The organism is Curtobacterium sp. MCLR17_045, from assembly GCF_003234405.1.
GTDB lineage: Bacteria > Actinomycetota > Actinomycetes > Actinomycetales > Microbacteriaceae > Curtobacterium > Curtobacterium flaccumfaciens.
In genome coordinates this window covers 342,099-358,352 of record NZ_QKTB01000001.1, presented here as the reverse complement: position 1 = coordinate 358,352, position 16,254 = coordinate 342,099, and the positions used below count along the sequence as shown (strand labels likewise).

Here is a 16,254-nt window from a genome sequence, read left to right as displayed (position 1 = left end):
CGATGCCCCGGCGACTCCGGGCCACGAGTCTGGTGACATGGAGTCCTCGACGAAGCACACGATCGCCACGCTGCTGCTCTGCGCCGCGATCGTCACCACGACCGTCATCGCCCTCGCCGCCATGACCGCGGGCGCGTGACGTCGGTCCGCGCTGCCCGGCGTGGGCGGCATGCGATGATCGAGCCGTGACGGACCGGCGCACGTTCCTCCGGCCGCTCGCCACCCGGTCGATCGCCGTCGACGTGGCCTGGGCGGCCCTGGCGGCGTTCGTCTTCCTGCTGCCCATCGACCTCGAGCTCGAGCACGCGAGCCTCGCCGCGGTGCTGTCGGCCTCGGTGGCGATCGCCCTGCGTCGCATCTCCCCGTCCGCCGCGATGGCCATGGTCGTCGTCCTCGGGGTGATCCAGGTCGGCGGCGGCGAGCGCCCGTCGCTGGTGGACCTCGCGCTCTTCGTCGTGATCGGCACCGCCGCGGTCGTGGGCACCCGCACCGAGGTCGTCGTCTCCGGCGTGCTCGCGGTCGTCGCCGGAGCGGGTGCGACGGTCTACCTGGCGTCGACCGGCTTCCGGTTCCTCGTGCTCATCAACGGCCCGCGCGACCAGGCGTTCCTGGCGATGGCCGCCCCGGTGACCGCGCTGCTCGGGGTCTGGGCGGGCGGGGTCGCCGTCCGGGCCTTCCGCTCCCGCGACCGCGAGTCGGAGCGCCGTGCCGACGCCGAGGCCGCAGCATCGCGTGCCGAGGCCGTCGCCACCGAGGCCGAGGCCACCGCCACCCGCGCCATCGACGTCGCCGAGTCCGAACGCATCCGCGCGGACATCGCCCGCGACGTGCACGACGTCGTCGGCCACTCGCTCGCGGTCATCATCGCGCAGGCCGACTCGGTGCCGTTCCTCGACGACGAGGCGCGCATCCGAGCGGTCAGCGCCACCATCGCGAGCACCGCCCGGAGTTCCCTGGTCGAGGTCCGACAGGTCCTCGGGCACATCGACGGCTCTGCCGAGGCGACCGGCCCGGGCTCGCTCGAGGAGATCGTGCAGGGCATCCGCGACGCCGGGGTCGACGTCGACCGCACGGTGCGCGGGGTCCCACTGGCCCTGCGCCCGGACACCGGCACCGCCGCCCGACGCGTGCTGCAGGAGATGCTCACGAACGCCCTGCGCCACGGCGCCCCCGGCAACCCGGTCGTCGTGCGGGAGACCTGGCGGAACGCCGACCTGGTGCTCGAGGTCGAGAACGTCGCCGGCGACGGCACCACCGCCGGCTCGGGCCGCGGGATCGACGGCATGGACTCGCGCCTCGGCGCCCTCGGTGGGTCGTTCGACGCCGCCGTGCTGGACGACGTGTTCACGGCACGCGCCCGCATCCCGTTCGACGTCCAAGGGGGACCCGTCCGATGACCGAACCGATCAGGATCCTGCTCACCGACGACCAGGCGCTGTTCCGCGCCGGGCTCCGGGTGGTGCTCGACGCCCAGGAGGACATGCGTGTGGTCGGTGAGGCCTCCGACGGTGCCGAAGCGCTCGCGCTCATCCCCGAGGTGCGCCCCGACGTGGTGCTGCTCGACATGCGGATGGCCGGCATGGACGGCGTGGAGACCGTCCGGCAGCTCTACTCCGGCGCCGTCCCGGGCCCGCTGCCCCGCGTCGTCGTGCTCACCACCTTCGGGCTCGACCCGGCGGCGGCGACCGCGATCCGGCTCGGCGCCAGCGGGTTCCTGCTCAAGGACACCACGCCGCCGTTCCTGTTCGCCGCGGTGCGGGCCGTGCACGAGGGCAGCTCGGTCATCGCACCGAACGACCTCGCGCAGCTGTTCGGCACCGACGTGGCGCGGGCCCCGGCACCGCAGCCGCCGGAGTTCGCGACCCTGACCGAGCGGGAGCGCGTCGTGTTCGGGTGGGCGTCCCGCGGCCTGTCGAACGCCGAGATCGCCACCAGGGAGTACGTCACCGAGTCGACGGTGAAGACCCAGATCTCGAGCATCCTGGGCAAGCTGTCGCTGCGCGACCGGGTGCAGCTCGTCGTCTACGCACACGACCACGGGCTGGCGGGCACCCGCGAGGGCTAGTCCGCGGCGATCCGGTCGAGCCACTCCGCGAGCATCGTCCGCTCGGCTGCCGACAGTCGATCGAGCCGGGGCGCTGCGGCACGGAGCGTGATCGCGGCGCTCGTCACGGCGTCGGTCCCCCGACCGCGACCACCCGGGGCCGCGCCGCCGTCATCCGTCGTCGGCCCACTCGGCACGAGGATCCGCCCGAGCACCGCGTCGAGGACGTCGTCGGCGATCGACGGGTCCCGCTCGTCCGCCGGAGCGGCCAGGATCGCGAGCACCGCACCGGTGCCGGCCGCGTGCACGAGCTCGACCGCGCGGTGTTCCGGCACGGCCAGTCGTCCGGCCTCGGCCACCCGCCGGATGCGTTCGGCGAGCAGCGCGGTGCCGGCGCGGGCGGCTGCCGACCGACGGCCGCGCTCCGGGTCGCTCAACAGCACGAACAGGTCGGGGTTCGCCAGCCCGAAGCCGATCGTCATCGACCACCCGGTGCGCAGGTCCTCGACGGGATCGGTCGCCTCGTCACGAGCAGCCCGGACGGCGTCGGCCTTCATCGCCGAGAACGTCGCCATCGCGTGCTCGGCGACCGCTTCGAGCAGACCGTCCTTGTCGCCGAACAGCCGGTAGATGGTCGGTGCCTGGACACCCGCGCCGTCCGCGACCGCCCGCGTGGTCACCGCCGCGGCACCGCGTTCACGCAGCATGGTGCCTGCGACCTCGACGATGCGTGAACGCGTCTCGTCGCGCTGGCTTCCCTGCTCGATCACGGAACAACGATAACGGATCTGTGCTATCACTGTGTTACCAGCGATACCAACAAGTTGTTTTCACCGATACGGAGAAGTCATGATCGTCATCACCGGCGCCACCGGAGCCCTCAACGGCGCGACCACCGACCACCTGCTCGAGCACCTCGCGCCGTCCGACCTGGCGGTGGTGACCCGTGATCCAGCCCGAGCACAGCGGTTCGCCGACCGCGGCGTCGAGGTCCGCCGCGGCGACTACGCCGAACCGGAGACCCTGCCGGCAGCCTTCGCGGACGCCGACCAGCTCCTGCTCGTCTCGTCGAGCGACCCGGCCGCCGACGCCGTCGCGCTGCACCGTGCCGCGGTCGACGCAGCCGTGGACGCCGGCGTCGGCCGGGTCCTGTACACGAGCCACCAGGGCGCCGCGCACGGTTCGCCCTTCGTGCCCGCCGCGCACCACGCCGCCACCGAGGACCTGCTCCGCGACTCCGGGTTGCCCTGGACGAGCCTGCGAAACGGCTTCTACGCGCACAGCGCCGCCTGGATGACGGGCCCGTGGCAGGAGACCGGCACGGTGTCCGTCCCCGTCGACGGCCCGGTGTCGTGGACGGCCCGCGAGGACGCCGCCGAGGCAGCCGCCGCGATCCTGCTCGCCGACCAGCCGTTCGACGGGCCGGTGACGCTCACCGCTCCGGACGCGCCGACCTTCGCCGACCTGGCTCGGCAGGCGTCCGAGGTGTCCGGTCGGACGATCGGGTTCGAGGCCCTGGGCGAGGACGAGTGGCGTGCCCGTGCGCTGGCCGCGGGGCAGGACCCGCACATGGTCGGGTTCCTGCTCGGCATGTACCAGGCCGCCGAGCGGGGCCTGTTCGCCGGCACCGATCCGCTGCTCGGCGAACTGCTCGGTCGCGCCCCACGGCCGGTGCGTGACCAGCTCAGCTGAGCGCCGCGACCTCGTCGAGGATCGCCTCGACCGCTGCGGGGTCGTGGGCGAACCGTCCGAGGAACAGCCCGCCGATCCGGCCCTGCCCCCGGGTGAGCAGGCCCGGTCCGGCACTGCCCCCGTAGAGGACGGTGCTGCCGTGCAGCTCGGGCCGGGTGCCGAGGTGCTGCTCGATCCCGGCGAGCACCGCCACGATGTGGTCGTCCGGTGCGGGTGCCGGTGCGCCGATCGCCCACACCGGCTCGTAGGCGACGGTCAGGGGTCCGGCGAGACCGTCCGCGACGGCGGTCGAGACGGCCCGGTCGAGCTGCGCGGTCACCGCCGCCACGGCCTCGGTCGGATCGGAGGCCCGGCCCGGCTCCCCGACGCAGACCAGCGGACGCAGGTGGTTGCGGAAGGCCGCGTGCACCTTCCCCGCGATCGTCGCGTCGTCCTCGTGGAACAGGGAGCGCCGTTCGGCGTGCCCGATCTCGACAAGGTCGACACCGATCTCCCGCAGTTCGGCGCCGGAGACCTCGCCGGTGAACGCGCCCGCGTCGGCCCACGACAGGTCCTGCGCGGCGAGCTGCACACCGGTGCCGGCGAGCAGGTCACGCACCGGGACGAGGGCCGGGAACGTCGGCGCCACGAACAGCGTCGCCGCTCTCGACAGTGTCGCGGGGTGTCGCCGGGCGATGTCCGCGACCTCGGCCGCCCACGACAGCGTCCGGGCGTGCGAGAAGTACGTCTTCAGCGACACCCCGACGGTGATCACGGGGCGACCGTCTCCACGACGAGGGCGAAGGACAGCGCGCCGGGGTCCGCGGTGCCGACGGCCTGGTCGGCATGGGTGCGCGCCCGGCCCATCTTCGGCACGAGGGACTCCGTGGCGTCGGCGGCTTCGCGGGCGGCACGGACGGCGTCGCCCCAGGCCTCGGCGAGCGCCGCCCCGGCGTCGAGCCGGGTGTGGAGCACCTCGTCGAACGGCACCAGCGCGTCCACCATCGTCTTGTCACCGACGGTGGCGCCGAACGCGAGCACGGCCTCGGTGGCCGCGCGGACCCCCTGCGCGACGGTGGCACCCGACGGACGCGAGTCGTCCCCGACCACGCGACCCAGTGCCTCCAGGGCGGCACCCCAGATCGCACCGGACGTGCCGCCGGCCTTGTCGGACCACGCATCCGCGGCGACCAGCAGGACGGTGCCGGCACCGGCACCGCGGCTGACCGCGTCGGCGGCTGCGGCGTCGGCGGCGTGCGATCCCCGCTGCATCCCGATGCCGTGGTCACCGTCACCGGCCACGGCGTCGATGCGCCCGAGTTCGTCGGCGTGCTCGTCGAGGACGGCTCGGACCGCCGCGAACCCGGCGGCGACCTGCTCGGCGACCGCACGGGACTCGTCGGTCGCCGGGCCGATGCCGACGCCCTCGGCGTCCGCCGCCACGGTCGACGGGTCGACCCGCTGTTCGGCGACGGCACCGCCCTTGCGGTAGGCGGGGGTGTCCGCGGGTGCTGCCCAGAGTTCCTCGAGCTCGTCGTCGAGCCAGAACAGCGTCAGGGAGACCCCGGCCATGTCGAAGCTCGTGACGAGTTCGCCGACCTCGGGCTCCACGATGACGACGCCGGCGTCCGCCAGGCGCCGCTGCACCGAGCGGTAGACGACGAAGAGCTCCTCGTACTTGACCGAGCCCAGGCCGTTCAGGATCGGGACCACCCGCTGGCCCTCGAGCGTCACGCCGTCGGGCAGTTCGTCGAGCAGCCGGGACACCAGCAGCTCGGCCAGACCGTCGGCCGACGGCACGTCCGTCTCGTCGATGCCACGCTCGCCGTGGATGCCCATGCCGACCGCCATCCGGCCCTCGGGTACCGTGAACAGGGGTTCCTCGGCGCCCGGCAGGGAGCACCCGGAGAACGCGACGCCGAAGCTGCGCGTCCGGTCGTTCGCCCGTTCGGCGACGGCGGTGACCGTGTCGAGGTCGTCCCCGCGCTCTGCGGCGGCGCCGGCGACCTTGAAGACGCAGAGGTCACCCGCGACGCCGCGGCGCTTCGCGCGGTCGTCGGCCGGGGCGCTCGTCACGTCGTCGGTGACGCGGACCGTCCGCACCGGGATGCCGTCGGCCTCGAGCGTGCGCGCCGCGGCGTCGAAGTTCAGGACGTCGCCGGCGTAGTTGCCGTAGCTGAGCAGCACACCGCCACCGTGCTCGGACGCCTTCGCGACCCCGGTGACCTGCTGGGCGCTGGGGCTGGCGAACAGGTTGCCCATCGCGGCACCGGCGGCCAGTCCGTGTCCGACCAGTCCGCCGAACGCGGGGTAGTGCCCCGAGCCGCCACCGATCACGACCGCGACCGTGCCGTCGGGGCTCGTGGTGGAACGGGCGACCCCGCCGTGCACCCCGCGCACCCACCGCTCGTTCGCGGCGACGAAGCCGTCGGTCGCCTCGTCGGCGAAGTCCGCCGGGTCGTTGAACAGTCTGGTCATCGCTTGCTGCCCTTCGGGTCGGTGGTGCGGACGTGCGAGGTGTCGAGCAGTTCGTCGGCCTTGGCCCCGCGGAAGAACTTGGTGCAGAAGATCATCACCGCGGCGACGAACGCCAGGACGCCGAGCGAGACGATGCCGAACGCACCGCTGTCGGTGGGCACCACCTCGTTGATCGCGGTGCGCATGATCGGGGCGACGAACCCGCCGAGGTTGCCGAGCGAGTTGATCAGGCCGATGCCCGCTGCGGCTGCGGCACCGGTCAGGAACGCCGTCGGGTACGCCCAGGTGATCGGGCCGACGGCCAGGAAGCTCGCGACGGCCAGGGTGATGAACAGGATGCCGAGCACCGGCTGCCCGTTCGCACCCGCCCACGCCGACCCGAGGATCGACAGGCCGGTCGTGACGTAGAACAGGGTGCCCCAGCGACGACGGCGTCCGACGGAGTCCGCACGCGACCCGATCAGGTAGCAGGCGACGAGCCCGACGAGCCACGGGATCGCGGACACCAGACCGACCTGCCAGCCGACGTCCTGCCCGAGCAGCGAGGACACCTGCTGCGGCAGGTAGAACGTCGTGCCGTAGACGGCGACCTGCAGGCAGAAGTAGATGATCGTGAAGTACCAGACGCGCCCGCTCGCCATCGCGCGCCAGATGCCCTTCGGGCCGTCCTCGCTGCGGGCGGTGTCCTCGCGCTCCATGGCCGCGGTGAGCGACGCCTTCTCGCCCGGTTCGAGCCACTTCGCCTGCTGCGGACTGTTCGTCAGGAACACCAGGGCAGCGATGCCCGCCAGCACCGCGAGGATCCCCTCGCCGGCGAACATGACCTGCCAGCCGTGGAACGGGGTGACCTGGTCACCGATGCTGATCAGCCCACCGGACAGCGGGGCGCCGATCATCTGCGAGAACGGCTGCGCCAGGTAGAAGATCGCGAACATGCGCACGCGCACCTTGTTCGGGAACCACTCGGACAGGTACATGATCACGCCCGGGAACAACCCGGCCTCGGTCACACCCAGGATGAACCGCAGGATGATGAACATCGTGTCGTTCGTCGTGAAGGCGAACAGTGCGGCGACGATGCCCCACGTGACGGCGATGCGGGCGAGCCAGAAGCGCGCACCGAACCGCTTGAGCAGCAGGTTCGACGGGATCTCGAAGATCGCGTAGCCGATGAAGAAGATGCCGGCGCCCAGGGCGAAGGCGGCGTCGGAGATACCGCGGTCGACGCGGAGGGCCTCTTCGGCGAAGCCGACGTTCGTGCGGTCGAGGAACGCGACGAAGTACAGGATGACGAGCATCGGCATGAGGTGCTTCGTCGCCTTGCCGATGGCGGACTTCAGGCCGGGGTCGTTCGTCGACCCGAGCGCGGGGGCAGGGGGTAGTGACACGGGTTCGCTCCTTTGCGAGCACGGTGCGGTCGTTCTGGCGTCCGGCGGTCGGGCCTGTCGGCTTGTCAGCTTGTCGGCCTGTCGGACGGGAGGCACGGATCGCGTCGCCCGGTCGGCGCGCGTTCCGGGGGCGGCTGGCCCTAGTGCATGTACAGGCCGCCGTCGACGTTGAGCGTCTGGCCCGTGACGAACCCAGCGTCCTCGCTGATCAGGTACGCGATGGCGGCAGCGATGTCCCGCGGGGTGCCGATGCGCGGCAGGACGCCGTCGGCGGCCATCTCGGTCTTCCGCTCCTCGGACAGGGTGCCGCCCATGATGTCGGTGTCGATCGGACCGGGGGCGATCGCGTTGACCGTGACGCCGCGTGGGCCGAGCTCGCGCGCCAGGCCACGGGTCAGGCCGATCACGCCGGCCTTCGCCACCGTGTACGGGGTCTTGCTGAAGGTGCCGCCGCCGCGCTGGGCGGAGACCGACGACAGGTTCACGATGCGCCCGTAGCCGGACCGCACCATCGACTCCGCCGCCCGCAGGCTGGCGAAGTGCACACCGTCGAGGTTGATCGACAGCACCCGGTGCCACTCCCCCTCGGGCAGGTCGAGGTAGGCGTGCGCGGACGACACCCCGGCCAGGTTCACGAGTGCGGTGATCGGCCGGCGTTCGGCCTCGATCGTGTCGAAGGCCGCACGGACGGCGGACTCGTCGGCGACGTTCGCACCGACACCGACGGCCCGCACGCCGTGCTGTTCGCGGATCTCGGCGGCGACCTGCTCGCTCGCCGTCTGGTCGAGGTCGATGATCCCGACGTCCCACCCGGCCTCGGCCAGGTGGTGGGCGGTGGCGCGGCCGATGCCCCGCGGTGAGGCGGCACCGGTGAGGACGACGGTGCGGTCCCGGTGCTGGCCGGCTGACTGGTTCTGCGTGCTCATGGTTCGTGCTCCGGGCTCAGTGGATCGGTGCCGGGCCGAGCTCGTCGAGGAGCTTCTGCATCGCGACGTACGCCTTGTTCCGGTAGGCCACGAGCTCGGGCGTTCGGTCGGCCGGCACCTCGAGGTACCCGGCGCCGGACTTCGTGCCGAGCTCACCGGCGTCCACGTGCTGCTGCAGCGACGGCGGAGTGGCGAAGCGCTCCGGCCAGCGGGTCTGCAGCGACTCGAAGCAGAACGCGTAGACGTCGAGCCCTGCCATGTCGGCGATCGCGAACGGACCGAAGAACGGCAGGCGGAACCCGAACGTGGTGCGCACGATGGTGTCGATGTCGTCGGGGCTCGCGATGCCCTCGTCGGCGATCTTCGTGGCCTCCTCGAACAGCGCGTACTGCAGGCGGTTCAGGACGAACCCCGTCGAGTCCTTCACCCGCGCCGACTGCTTGCCGGTCGCGGCGACGACGGTCTCGCCGACCTCGACCGCGTGCTCGTTCGTGGTCGGGTGCGGGATGAGTTCGACGCCGGGGATGAACGGCGCCGGGTTCGAGAAGTGCACGCCGAGGAACCGCTCCGGGCCCACGACCGCCTCGGCCAGCGACTCGATCAGGATCGTCGACGTGTTCGAGCCGATCACGGCGTCGGGGCGGGCGGCCTCGCTGATGCGGCGGAGCGTGGCGTGCTTGATCTCGAGCTTCTCCGGCACGGCCTCCTCGATGAAGTCCGCGTCGGCGACGGCGGCCTCGATCGACTCGGCAGCGCTCAGGTGTGCGCGGACCCGTTCGACGGCGTCCTCGGGGAACAGCCCGTCGGCGACGAACTGTGCGGTCTCGCCGAGCAGTCGCTCCAGGTTCTGCTGGGCGATCTCGGCCGAGACGTCGGCGATCCGGACGGTGTGGCCGGCGAGGGCGAGGACCTGGGCGATCCCGCCGCCCATGTAGCCGGACCCGACGACGGCGATGTCGAGGGTGCTCATCGGATTGCTCCTTCGGTGCTGGTTGCTGCAGTCGGGGTCGCCGTCGCGTCGAGCTTCGTCGTCGCGAGGACGGATCGGATGTACTGCTGGTTGGTGGCGCAGACGCCGAGGCTGTCCCCGCCGTACTGCTCGGTCATGACGATCCCGCGGAACCCGTCGGCGACGGCGTCGCGCAGGACCTGGCGGTAGTTGATGAGGCCCGTCTCCATCGTGCTCGGCGCGCTCGTCGCCCAGCTGCCGTCGCCGGCCTCGTCACGCGTGTAGTTCTTCACGTGCAGGTAGTTCGTGTACGGCATGGTCTTCGCGAAGAGCTCCCGCCAGTCCTCGACCGGACGGTGCAGACGGATGAGGTTCGCGACGTCCGCGTTCAGCCCGACGTTGTCGAGCCCGATCTCCTCGACCAGGCGGACCGCGCTGTCGGCGGTGCCGAGGTACGTGTCCTCGTACAGCTCGAGCGCCATCGGCAGCCCGACGCTCGCAGCGTGCTCGCCGAGCTCCCGCAGGCGCTTGACCGCCGCGTTCCAGACCTCGGGGTCGTCGGGGTCCTTCGGGCCCGGTGCCGTCCAGAACCAGAGCGCGCGCTTCTGGGCGTCGGTGAACGGCTGGTGCAGCCCGGTCGAGAAGACCTGCATGCCCCACTCGGCCGCCGCGTCGATGGTGCGGTGGGCGTAGGCCAGGTTCTCGTCCTCTTGCCCGGGCTGGATGACGCTCTTGCGTTGCAGGTGCACCGACGGGATGCCGATGCCGTGCGCCTTCGCGACGGCGAACAGCTCGTCGCGGCGCGAGGCTTCGAGGTCAGCGGGCCGGATGTGGCTGTCAGCGAGTTCGGCGAGCGAGAAGCCGACGGCCTCGATCTGCCCGAACACCTCGTCCCACACCTCGGCGGGGGCGTCGTGGAAGGCCGTCCCGTCACGGGTGACCTGCGCGAACCCGTGCAGGCAGGCGGCGATCGGCCAGGTCTTCGACGTCCAGGTGGTGGGATCCCAATCCTGGTCGACCCAGTCCTGTGGAGTGGTCACGGAATGCTCCCTTGCATGTCGTGGTGGTTCAGCCTTGAACCTCTTTCCTATAGGAAAGATACTCGCACGACGCCGGAACGCAACCCCTCCGCCTCAGCTCGTGTGGGACGCGTCCGCGCGCGAACGCAACCGGACGGCGTCGATGTGGAGCCGCATCGCAGCGACGGCCGACGTCGGGTCCGCAGCCAGCGCCTCCAGGATGGCCCGGTGCTCCTGGACCGCACGATCCGTGTCGTCCCCGCCACCCTCGACGATCTGCCGCATGCGGTGCACGCGCGTCGTGATGATCTCGGACATCTCCTCGAGGAACGGGTTCCGTGTCGCGTCGAAGATCAGCTGGTGGAACTGCCAGTCGCTGCGGAAGAAGCGGGCCATCAGCTCTTCTGGAGCGTGCGCAGCACCGACGGACGCGACCTCGGCGGCCACCGCCGCCTGCTCGTCGAGCGCTGCCGCCAGTCGCTCGCGCAGGCCGTCGACGTCCCCGCGGGCCGCGAGCTCGACGGCGCCGCTCTCGACGATCAGCCGGGCGTCGAACAGGGCCTCGAGCTGGTCGCCGGCCAGGGGCGGGGAGACCCGGTAGCCCTTGTTCGCTTCACGGGTGACGAGGCCGGTGCGTTCGAGTTGGACCAGGGCTTCGCGGACCGGGGTCGGGGACACCCCGAGACTGCGGGCGAGGCCGTCGATCGACAGCCGCATGCCCGGTTCGACGTCGTGGCCCATCAGGACCTCGAGCACCCGGTCGTAGACGCGGTCGCGCAGACCGAGCTGCGTGATGCGCTCCGTGCCGAAGCCGGGCATGGTCGTGGACATGGGTCGATCCTAGAGAATCCACGACTCGGGCTCGGTGGGTGGGCTCCGGGCCACGCTGCGCCATCACGGCCGTCACCCGCTTTGACGTCGCCTCGACCACGCGCTCATGTCGCCGATTGGCTTGCTCGATTGCCGCGCCCCGCGCGCCGATAGGGCGCTCTTGTGTCAACTGGTCATCAGCTAAGGCCTCAGGAAAACATGAGGAAAAAACGCAGCTGAACGACGGAACCGCATCATCAGACGCCTACTTCACGTGCAACATCTCCCGAGCAACTTGGCGCAGTTCCGGCCCGAGGATCTCGACAATAGGAGATCGCCGACCGAGACTTTCGACGAATGATACAGCTATCGCATTCTGCAACCATTCCTCGCCGCGGGCATAATCGATATCTAAATCGTCAAGCGTCATCTGAATGCGTGCATCCGTGGGATCGAGCCGGTATGCGGCGGAGATCTGGATAGCAACGTCACCTAGGAACAAGTGCTCCATTAGATTCTGGTTGTCATCCCAATTGACCGGGTCGTCGAGCAGTTGCTTGTATTCAGGGCGCTTGACCACGAACTGCTCGCCCCATTCGGTCGGTGTCAAGGCTTAGCCTCCCATTGCGTTCTGCAGATCGTCCAAGAGCGCCTGTGCCACTTCCCGATCGTGTTCGGAGAGGGGTCCTGACTTGCCCCCCAGCTTCTGGATCTCCTCAGCGGCAGCATCGAACTGGTTGGGCCAGGACGGATCGTACGGAACGAGCACAGTTCGCACTCTAGATCCCGCTGCGGTCGAGCCGCTGCCCGGCCGCCGATCGGCTTACGAGACGTGTCAGGGCGACAGCTCGCCCTTCTCCCTGGGAGTCCGCCCGCTGGCTCACCAAGTCAGTGAGCGAGCGTCCCGTGATCTTTGTCGCGTCGGGCCCTTCGCTTCGCTGCCCGACGGAAGGCCATGAGCACGGCGCCGCACACAACCGTCGCAACGATGCCAATGACCGTGCCGCCGGTCGACCCGCTTCCGTAGTTAGACCAAGGCAACCCGAGAGCCCATTGCAGTGCAGGGCCCAGCACGAGTAACGCTCCGGCCGGCACGACGACGATGAGCAAGGCGCGGCGGCCGCTCCAAGCAGGATGAAGCAGAACGACCACGGCGGCCGCGGCGACGACCGCGAAAGCACCGTAGATCCACGATGCGCCAGACATCCGCCAGCCGTCGTGCGCAAACCAGTCTTGGACTCCTCGGATGGTTCGTACCCAAGCATGCTGACCTCGGCCATGTGTCGACGAGATGACAGGCAACGGCCACCCGATGATCGCGAGAACTCCGGCGATTGCGCTCGCGATTCCGAGCACGACCACCCCAGAGCGCGACCCTGTTCTGGGCTCGACGTCGAAGTCGGAGATGCGCACGCCAAGGAGGCTATAGGGCGAGCGCGGCGGTCGTTCCAACCGGGCACCCGCCCGGTTGAGGATCGTTCTGCGAGACCATGTGTTCGCCGTTACGTTGAGCTGGTGAAGCCGCCGAAGTATCCGCGCCCGTTTGCGTGGTTCATGGTGATCGCAGCCAGTCTTTTGCTCGCGCTCGGACTGCTGAACCTCATCATCAACACCACCCACCCCGGGTCGTGGCTCCTGTTGATCGTGCTCATGCCGTGGCCGCTGTTTGCGGGCTTGAAAAGCTTGCGGGACGGCGAAGACCGCTAGCGGGTCGGCTACGGGGAGCTCTGCTTGTCGCTTCGTCGTCGCCACTCCCCGCCGGCATAGGCGAGCGTGTACAGCCCCACGATGGTGAGTGGCGAGATGGCCAGGAAGACCAACATCGAGTCGACGAGGACCAATAGCGACGCGGCGACGCCGAGAAGAACGACACCGACGAGGACCAGCGCCCATAGCGGCAGGCGTCGGCCCAGCCACTCGCGAGTCGTCATGATGCTCAAGGTACCCGTGGAACCACCCGACCGACGTCCCGATGGGCGATGGCTCACTGAAACGGGGACTGCGGCCGTCCCCTACCTGCCGCGACGGCGAGGTGCGGCGACCTACGTGTTCGTCGCCGCCTTGAGGATGACGACGGCGACCGCGGTCAGCAGGAGGGCGCCGCCGAGGCCGGCGAGCGGGTACCAGACGCCGCTGGCGCGGTGGTGGCGGCGGATGCCGAACGCACCGCCGGTGACGACTGCCGCGAAGCCGCCGAAGAAGGTGAGGCCCATGCTGCTGTACCAGCCGGCATCCCCGCAGGAAACGGTGCGGGCGGCGCAAGTGCTGTACGAGATGAGGCTCTCGTTCAGGATGTAGCCGACGCAGCCGATCGCGGCGAGCAGCCCGACGACGATGACGACCCAGATGAGGACGAGGTTCCACAGCGCGCCGCGGTCGCCGAGCGGTGCGCGTTGGATGCGAAACGCCATCGGGCTCCTGTTCTGGTCCGTCTCTCGGATGTCATTAGAGTGCCACGAGGGCAGCGAGGATCGATGCCATCGCCGCTGGCCACAGCGCATCCAGCCGCGGTCCCCATGGTTCTGCCATCACCCCACTCTGACGAAGCGCGGTGACCTCCGACAGGGAGACCCAGCGCGAATCCATCACCTCGGTCGGATCCGCTCGCACCGCGGACCCATTCGGCTCCTGCACGACGAAGAGGTCCACGAGCGCCGTCTCCTCGGTGAAGCGGCCGACGCGGCGCAGCGCCTCGGGCTCGACGGTGACGTTGGTCTCCTCGAGCAGCTCTCGGCACGCAGCTGCAGGACCAGTTTCGCCTGCGAACGCGCTCCCACCGGGGAACTCCCACCCGAAGGCGAACTCCTTCGTCGGAGCCCGCTGCGTGAGCAGGACGGTTCCGTCGGCCCGGTAGACGCACACCGTTACCACCAGATGGAACGCCCCGCCCGGCCAACCCGCTTCACCGCGCCGGAACGTCCCACCCATCGGCACCCCGGCCGCGTCAAGAAGATCCCACCACTCGTCCACACCGCCAGCGTAGGACGAACCGGCAGGCGGAACGTCGACATGCGGTGGCAGCGGATCGGCGGCCGCGACGTTGTCGAGGGTTTCCAGTGGTCGGAGCAGGACGGTAACGTGCCGCCGTGCACTGGGGGGACACCGGACTCGACGACGAGCAGATCGCGTTCGTGCAGCAGACACTCCCCGATGCCGTCGTCGTGGCCGATGACTCCTGGGGGCTCCTCGACACGAGGGTCCTGCACGTCCGCGCTGGCGACGACGGCTTCACCGTGAAGGCCTCCGGCCCGACCAACACCCACTTCCCCCGCGAGCTCGAAGCACACCGCACCGCCACCGCCGCACTCCGAGCCAGCGGGGACACCGGTGCCCTCGTCGCCGCGAACGAGGAACACCGCGTCCTCGTGCTCGAACGCGTCCCCGGGCACCTCGCCCTCGGGACCCCGGACGAGCACGACACCGACGTCCACCGCCAGGCCGGCGCAGTGCTCCGACGGCTGCACGACCAGGACACCCGCCACGACCCGACGTGCCTACTGCACGAGCAGGCGAAGGCACTGGCCGCGCTCGACGCCCCGCACCGGATCCCGGACGACGTGGTCGCCCGCGCACGAGCGGCACTGCGCGCACTCCCGACCGACCACGCGACGCAGGCCCTCGTCCCGACCCACGGCGACTTCCACCCGCGCAACTGGATCGTGGACGACGGACGGCTGCGCGTCATCGACTTCGGCCGGTTCGGCTGGCGCCCCGCGTCCTTCGACCTCACCCGCCTCGCGGTGCTCCACTGGCAGCACGATCCCGCCCTCGAAGCGGCGTTCTTCGACGGGTACGGGGACGATCCGCGCACTCCGGACGCGTGGCGCTGGCTCCAACTCCGCGAAGCAGTGGGCACCGCGACCTGGGCCTACGTAGTCGGCGACGAGGGCTTCGAGGCCCAGGGCCACGACATGCTCCGCCGCGCCCTCGCGGCCTTCTGACGGTCAGGCGCGAACGCAGCTCACGGCACCCGCACGAACCGCGGCGCCCCACGGTCCCGCAGTCGGAAGCCGAGGTGCTGGTACAGCCCGATCGCCCCGGTGTTCCCGGCGGCCGCGTGCATCAGAGGAGTCTCCCCGCGCTCCCGGATCCCGTGCGCGACGGCGAGCACCAACCGACGCCCGAACCCCTGCCCCCGGTACGCCTCGTCGGTGCACACCGCGCTGATCTCGGTCCACCCCGGCGGGTGCAGGCGCTCCCCCGCCATGGCGACGAGCCGTCCGTCCCGCCGGATGCCCAGGTACGTGCCGAGCTCGATCGTCCGCGGCAGGAACGGCCCCGGCTTCGTCCGCTCCACCAGGGCGGTCATCTCCGGCACGTCGTCGGGCGTCAGCACCACGGCTTCGTCGTCCGGCGCACCCTCGATCGCCTCACCGGTCAGCTGCACGCCGCCGGCACCCTCGACGAGCTCCCACCCCTCGGGCAGGACGGCAGCCGCGCCGACGCCGAGCATCCCGCCCGACCCGAGCAGCGCCCGGACGTCCTCCCAGTCCTGCGCGGTGGGCTGCTCGGGGATCCCCGTCCACACCGACACGTCGGTCTGGTAGCGGACGACGTCGCCGCGCCGCTCGGCGAACCGCGCGTGGTGGCTGTTCAGCGCGGCCATGGCGGGTGCGTCGAGCATGCGTGTCGGGGTGCCGTCGTCGGCGATCGTCAGGTCGAGCGTCCGGAGCGCGTCGCCGCGGGAGTCTCCGCCGCGGAACCCGAGGTCCTCGATCCGCCGACGATCGCCGTCCGCCCACCCGGCGGTGTCTGCGACGACACCGGAGGCGTACTGGTTCGTGGCACGGTGGACGACCTGCTCGATGTCCGCTGCCGAGGCCACGAGGACCTCTCCGGGTCGGGGCAGCGCGGTCGAGGTCGGCGCAGTCGTCGTCATCCCACCATTCTCCGCCCGCGGCGAGCGCCGCCGACGCATCGTTGCACCCGGTGACGGCACGGTGCGAAGTTGACCACCCGGTGCGAGGAA

General features: G+C 70.8%; 19 protein-coding genes. 5 read left to right on the top strand and 14 right to left on the bottom strand.

Annotation, left to right across the window (positions count from 1 at the left end; translation table 11 throughout):
- Window positions 1–185 precede the first annotated feature (185 nt).
- Together DEJ05_RS01790 and DEJ05_RS01785 are read left to right on the top strand one after the other, a co-directional pair.
- Window positions 186–1,397, top strand: coding sequence for a sensor histidine kinase (locus tag DEJ05_RS01790; RefSeq protein ID WP_258370460.1), 1,212 nt, complete (start codon window positions 186–188; stop codon window positions 1,395–1,397).
- Window positions 1,394–2,065 (top strand): response regulator transcription factor, encoded by a 672-nt coding sequence (locus tag DEJ05_RS01785; protein WP_111109570.1) that lies wholly within the window; start codon window positions 1,394–1,396, stop codon window positions 2,063–2,065. Before DEJ05_RS01790 ends, DEJ05_RS01785 begins: the two co-directional genes overlap by 4 nt.
- Here the strand turns inward: DEJ05_RS01785 and DEJ05_RS01780 are convergent.
- Window positions 2,062–2,814 (bottom strand): TetR/AcrR family transcriptional regulator, encoded by a 753-nt coding sequence (locus DEJ05_RS01780; protein ID WP_258376064.1) that lies wholly within the window; start codon window positions 2,812–2,814, stop codon window positions 2,062–2,064. The two genes, DEJ05_RS01785 and DEJ05_RS01780, sit on opposite strands and share 4 nt — an antisense overlap.
- Window positions 2,815–2,893: 79 nt before the next feature.
- On the opposite strand from DEJ05_RS01780, the gene DEJ05_RS01775 reads away from it, so the two are divergent.
- Window positions 2,894–3,736, top strand: a complete 843-nt coding sequence (locus tag DEJ05_RS01775; protein ID WP_111109569.1) for an NAD(P)H-binding protein — start codon at window positions 2,894–2,896, stop codon at window positions 3,734–3,736.
- Here DEJ05_RS01775 and DEJ05_RS01770 read toward each other — a convergent pair.
- The 9 genes from DEJ05_RS01770 to DEJ05_RS17770 all read right to left on the bottom strand — a co-directional run bounded on the left by DEJ05_RS01770 (window position 3,729) and on the right by DEJ05_RS17770 (window position 12,698).
- On the bottom strand, window positions 3,729–4,490 hold the full coding sequence (locus DEJ05_RS01770) for a triose-phosphate isomerase family protein (RefSeq protein ID WP_111109568.1): 762 nt from the start codon (window positions 4,488–4,490) through the stop codon (window positions 3,729–3,731). The two genes, DEJ05_RS01775 and DEJ05_RS01770, sit on opposite strands and share 8 nt — an antisense overlap.
- On the bottom strand, window positions 4,487–6,193 hold the full coding sequence (locus DEJ05_RS01765) for a dihydroxyacetone kinase family protein (RefSeq protein ID WP_111109567.1): 1,707 nt from the start codon (window positions 6,191–6,193) through the stop codon (window positions 4,487–4,489). The genes DEJ05_RS01770 and DEJ05_RS01765 overlap by 4 nt, the downstream gene beginning before the upstream one ends.
- Window positions 6,190–7,581: an MFS transporter gene (locus tag DEJ05_RS01760; RefSeq protein WP_111088818.1), complete on the bottom strand. Its 1,392-nt coding sequence runs from the start codon at window positions 7,579–7,581 to the stop codon at window positions 6,190–6,192. Before DEJ05_RS01760 ends, DEJ05_RS01765 begins: the two co-directional genes overlap by 4 nt.
- A gap of 140 nt (window positions 7,582–7,721) precedes the next feature.
- Window positions 7,722–8,507, bottom strand: coding sequence for an SDR family NAD(P)-dependent oxidoreductase (locus DEJ05_RS01755; RefSeq protein ID WP_111109566.1), 786 nt, complete (start codon window positions 8,505–8,507; stop codon window positions 7,722–7,724).
- Between the two features lie 16 nt (window positions 8,508–8,523).
- Window positions 8,524–9,477 carry a 3-hydroxyacyl-CoA dehydrogenase family protein gene (locus DEJ05_RS01750; protein WP_111109565.1) on the bottom strand — a complete coding sequence of 318 codons (954 nt, stop codon included), beginning with the start codon at window positions 9,475–9,477 and terminating at the stop codon, window positions 8,524–8,526.
- Entirely contained in the window at window positions 9,474–10,496 is a 1,023-nt protein-coding gene (locus DEJ05_RS01745) for a sugar phosphate isomerase/epimerase (protein WP_111109564.1), read from the bottom strand. The genes DEJ05_RS01750 and DEJ05_RS01745 overlap by 4 nt, the downstream gene beginning before the upstream one ends.
- Before the next feature lie 93 nt (window positions 10,497–10,589).
- Complete coding sequence (locus DEJ05_RS01740) at window positions 10,590–11,306, bottom strand: GntR family transcriptional regulator (RefSeq protein WP_017887786.1); 717 nt, start codon at window positions 11,304–11,306, stop codon at window positions 10,590–10,592.
- A gap of 244 nt (window positions 11,307–11,550) precedes the next feature.
- Window positions 11,551–11,895 (bottom strand): hypothetical protein, encoded by a 345-nt coding sequence (locus DEJ05_RS01735; RefSeq protein WP_111102827.1) that lies wholly within the window; start codon window positions 11,893–11,895, stop codon window positions 11,551–11,553.
- A gap of 278 nt (window positions 11,896–12,173) precedes the next feature.
- On the bottom strand, window positions 12,174–12,698 hold the full coding sequence (locus DEJ05_RS17770; protein WP_146244991.1) for a hypothetical protein: 525 nt from the start codon (window positions 12,696–12,698) through the stop codon (window positions 12,174–12,176).
- Window positions 12,699–12,800: 102 nt separating this feature from the next.
- On the opposite strand from DEJ05_RS17770, the gene DEJ05_RS01730 reads away from it, so the two are divergent.
- Window positions 12,801–12,992 (top strand): hypothetical protein, encoded by a 192-nt coding sequence (locus tag DEJ05_RS01730; RefSeq protein ID WP_111109563.1) that lies wholly within the window; start codon window positions 12,801–12,803, stop codon window positions 12,990–12,992.
- 8 nt (window positions 12,993–13,000) lie between these two features.
- Here DEJ05_RS01730 and DEJ05_RS01725 read toward each other — a convergent pair whose 3' ends face one another.
- The 3 genes from DEJ05_RS01725 to DEJ05_RS01715 form a co-directional block, all read right to left on the bottom strand.
- Window positions 13,001–13,216: a hypothetical protein gene (locus tag DEJ05_RS01725; RefSeq protein ID WP_111109562.1), complete on the bottom strand. Its 216-nt coding sequence runs from the start codon at window positions 13,214–13,216 to the stop codon at window positions 13,001–13,003.
- A 111-nt stretch (window positions 13,217–13,327) separates the two neighbouring features.
- Window positions 13,328–13,696: a hypothetical protein gene (locus tag DEJ05_RS01720; protein ID WP_111109561.1), complete on the bottom strand. Its 369-nt coding sequence runs from the start codon at window positions 13,694–13,696 to the stop codon at window positions 13,328–13,330.
- Between the two features lie 34 nt (window positions 13,697–13,730).
- Window positions 13,731–14,255 (bottom strand): NUDIX domain-containing protein, encoded by a 525-nt coding sequence (locus DEJ05_RS01715; protein ID WP_111109560.1) that lies wholly within the window; start codon window positions 14,253–14,255, stop codon window positions 13,731–13,733.
- A gap of 116 nt (window positions 14,256–14,371) precedes the next feature.
- Here DEJ05_RS01715 and DEJ05_RS01710 point away from each other — a divergent pair, with 116 nt between their 5' ends.
- Window positions 14,372–15,226: an aminoglycoside phosphotransferase family protein gene (locus DEJ05_RS01710; RefSeq protein ID WP_111109559.1), complete on the top strand. Its 855-nt coding sequence runs from the start codon at window positions 14,372–14,374 to the stop codon at window positions 15,224–15,226.
- A 20-nt stretch (window positions 15,227–15,246) separates the two neighbouring features.
- Here DEJ05_RS01710 and DEJ05_RS01705 read toward each other — a convergent pair whose 3' ends face one another.
- Window positions 15,247–16,164 (bottom strand): GNAT family N-acetyltransferase, encoded by a 918-nt coding sequence (locus DEJ05_RS01705; RefSeq protein WP_220036990.1) that lies wholly within the window; start codon window positions 16,162–16,164, stop codon window positions 15,247–15,249.
- Window positions 16,165–16,254 lie beyond the last annotated feature (90 nt).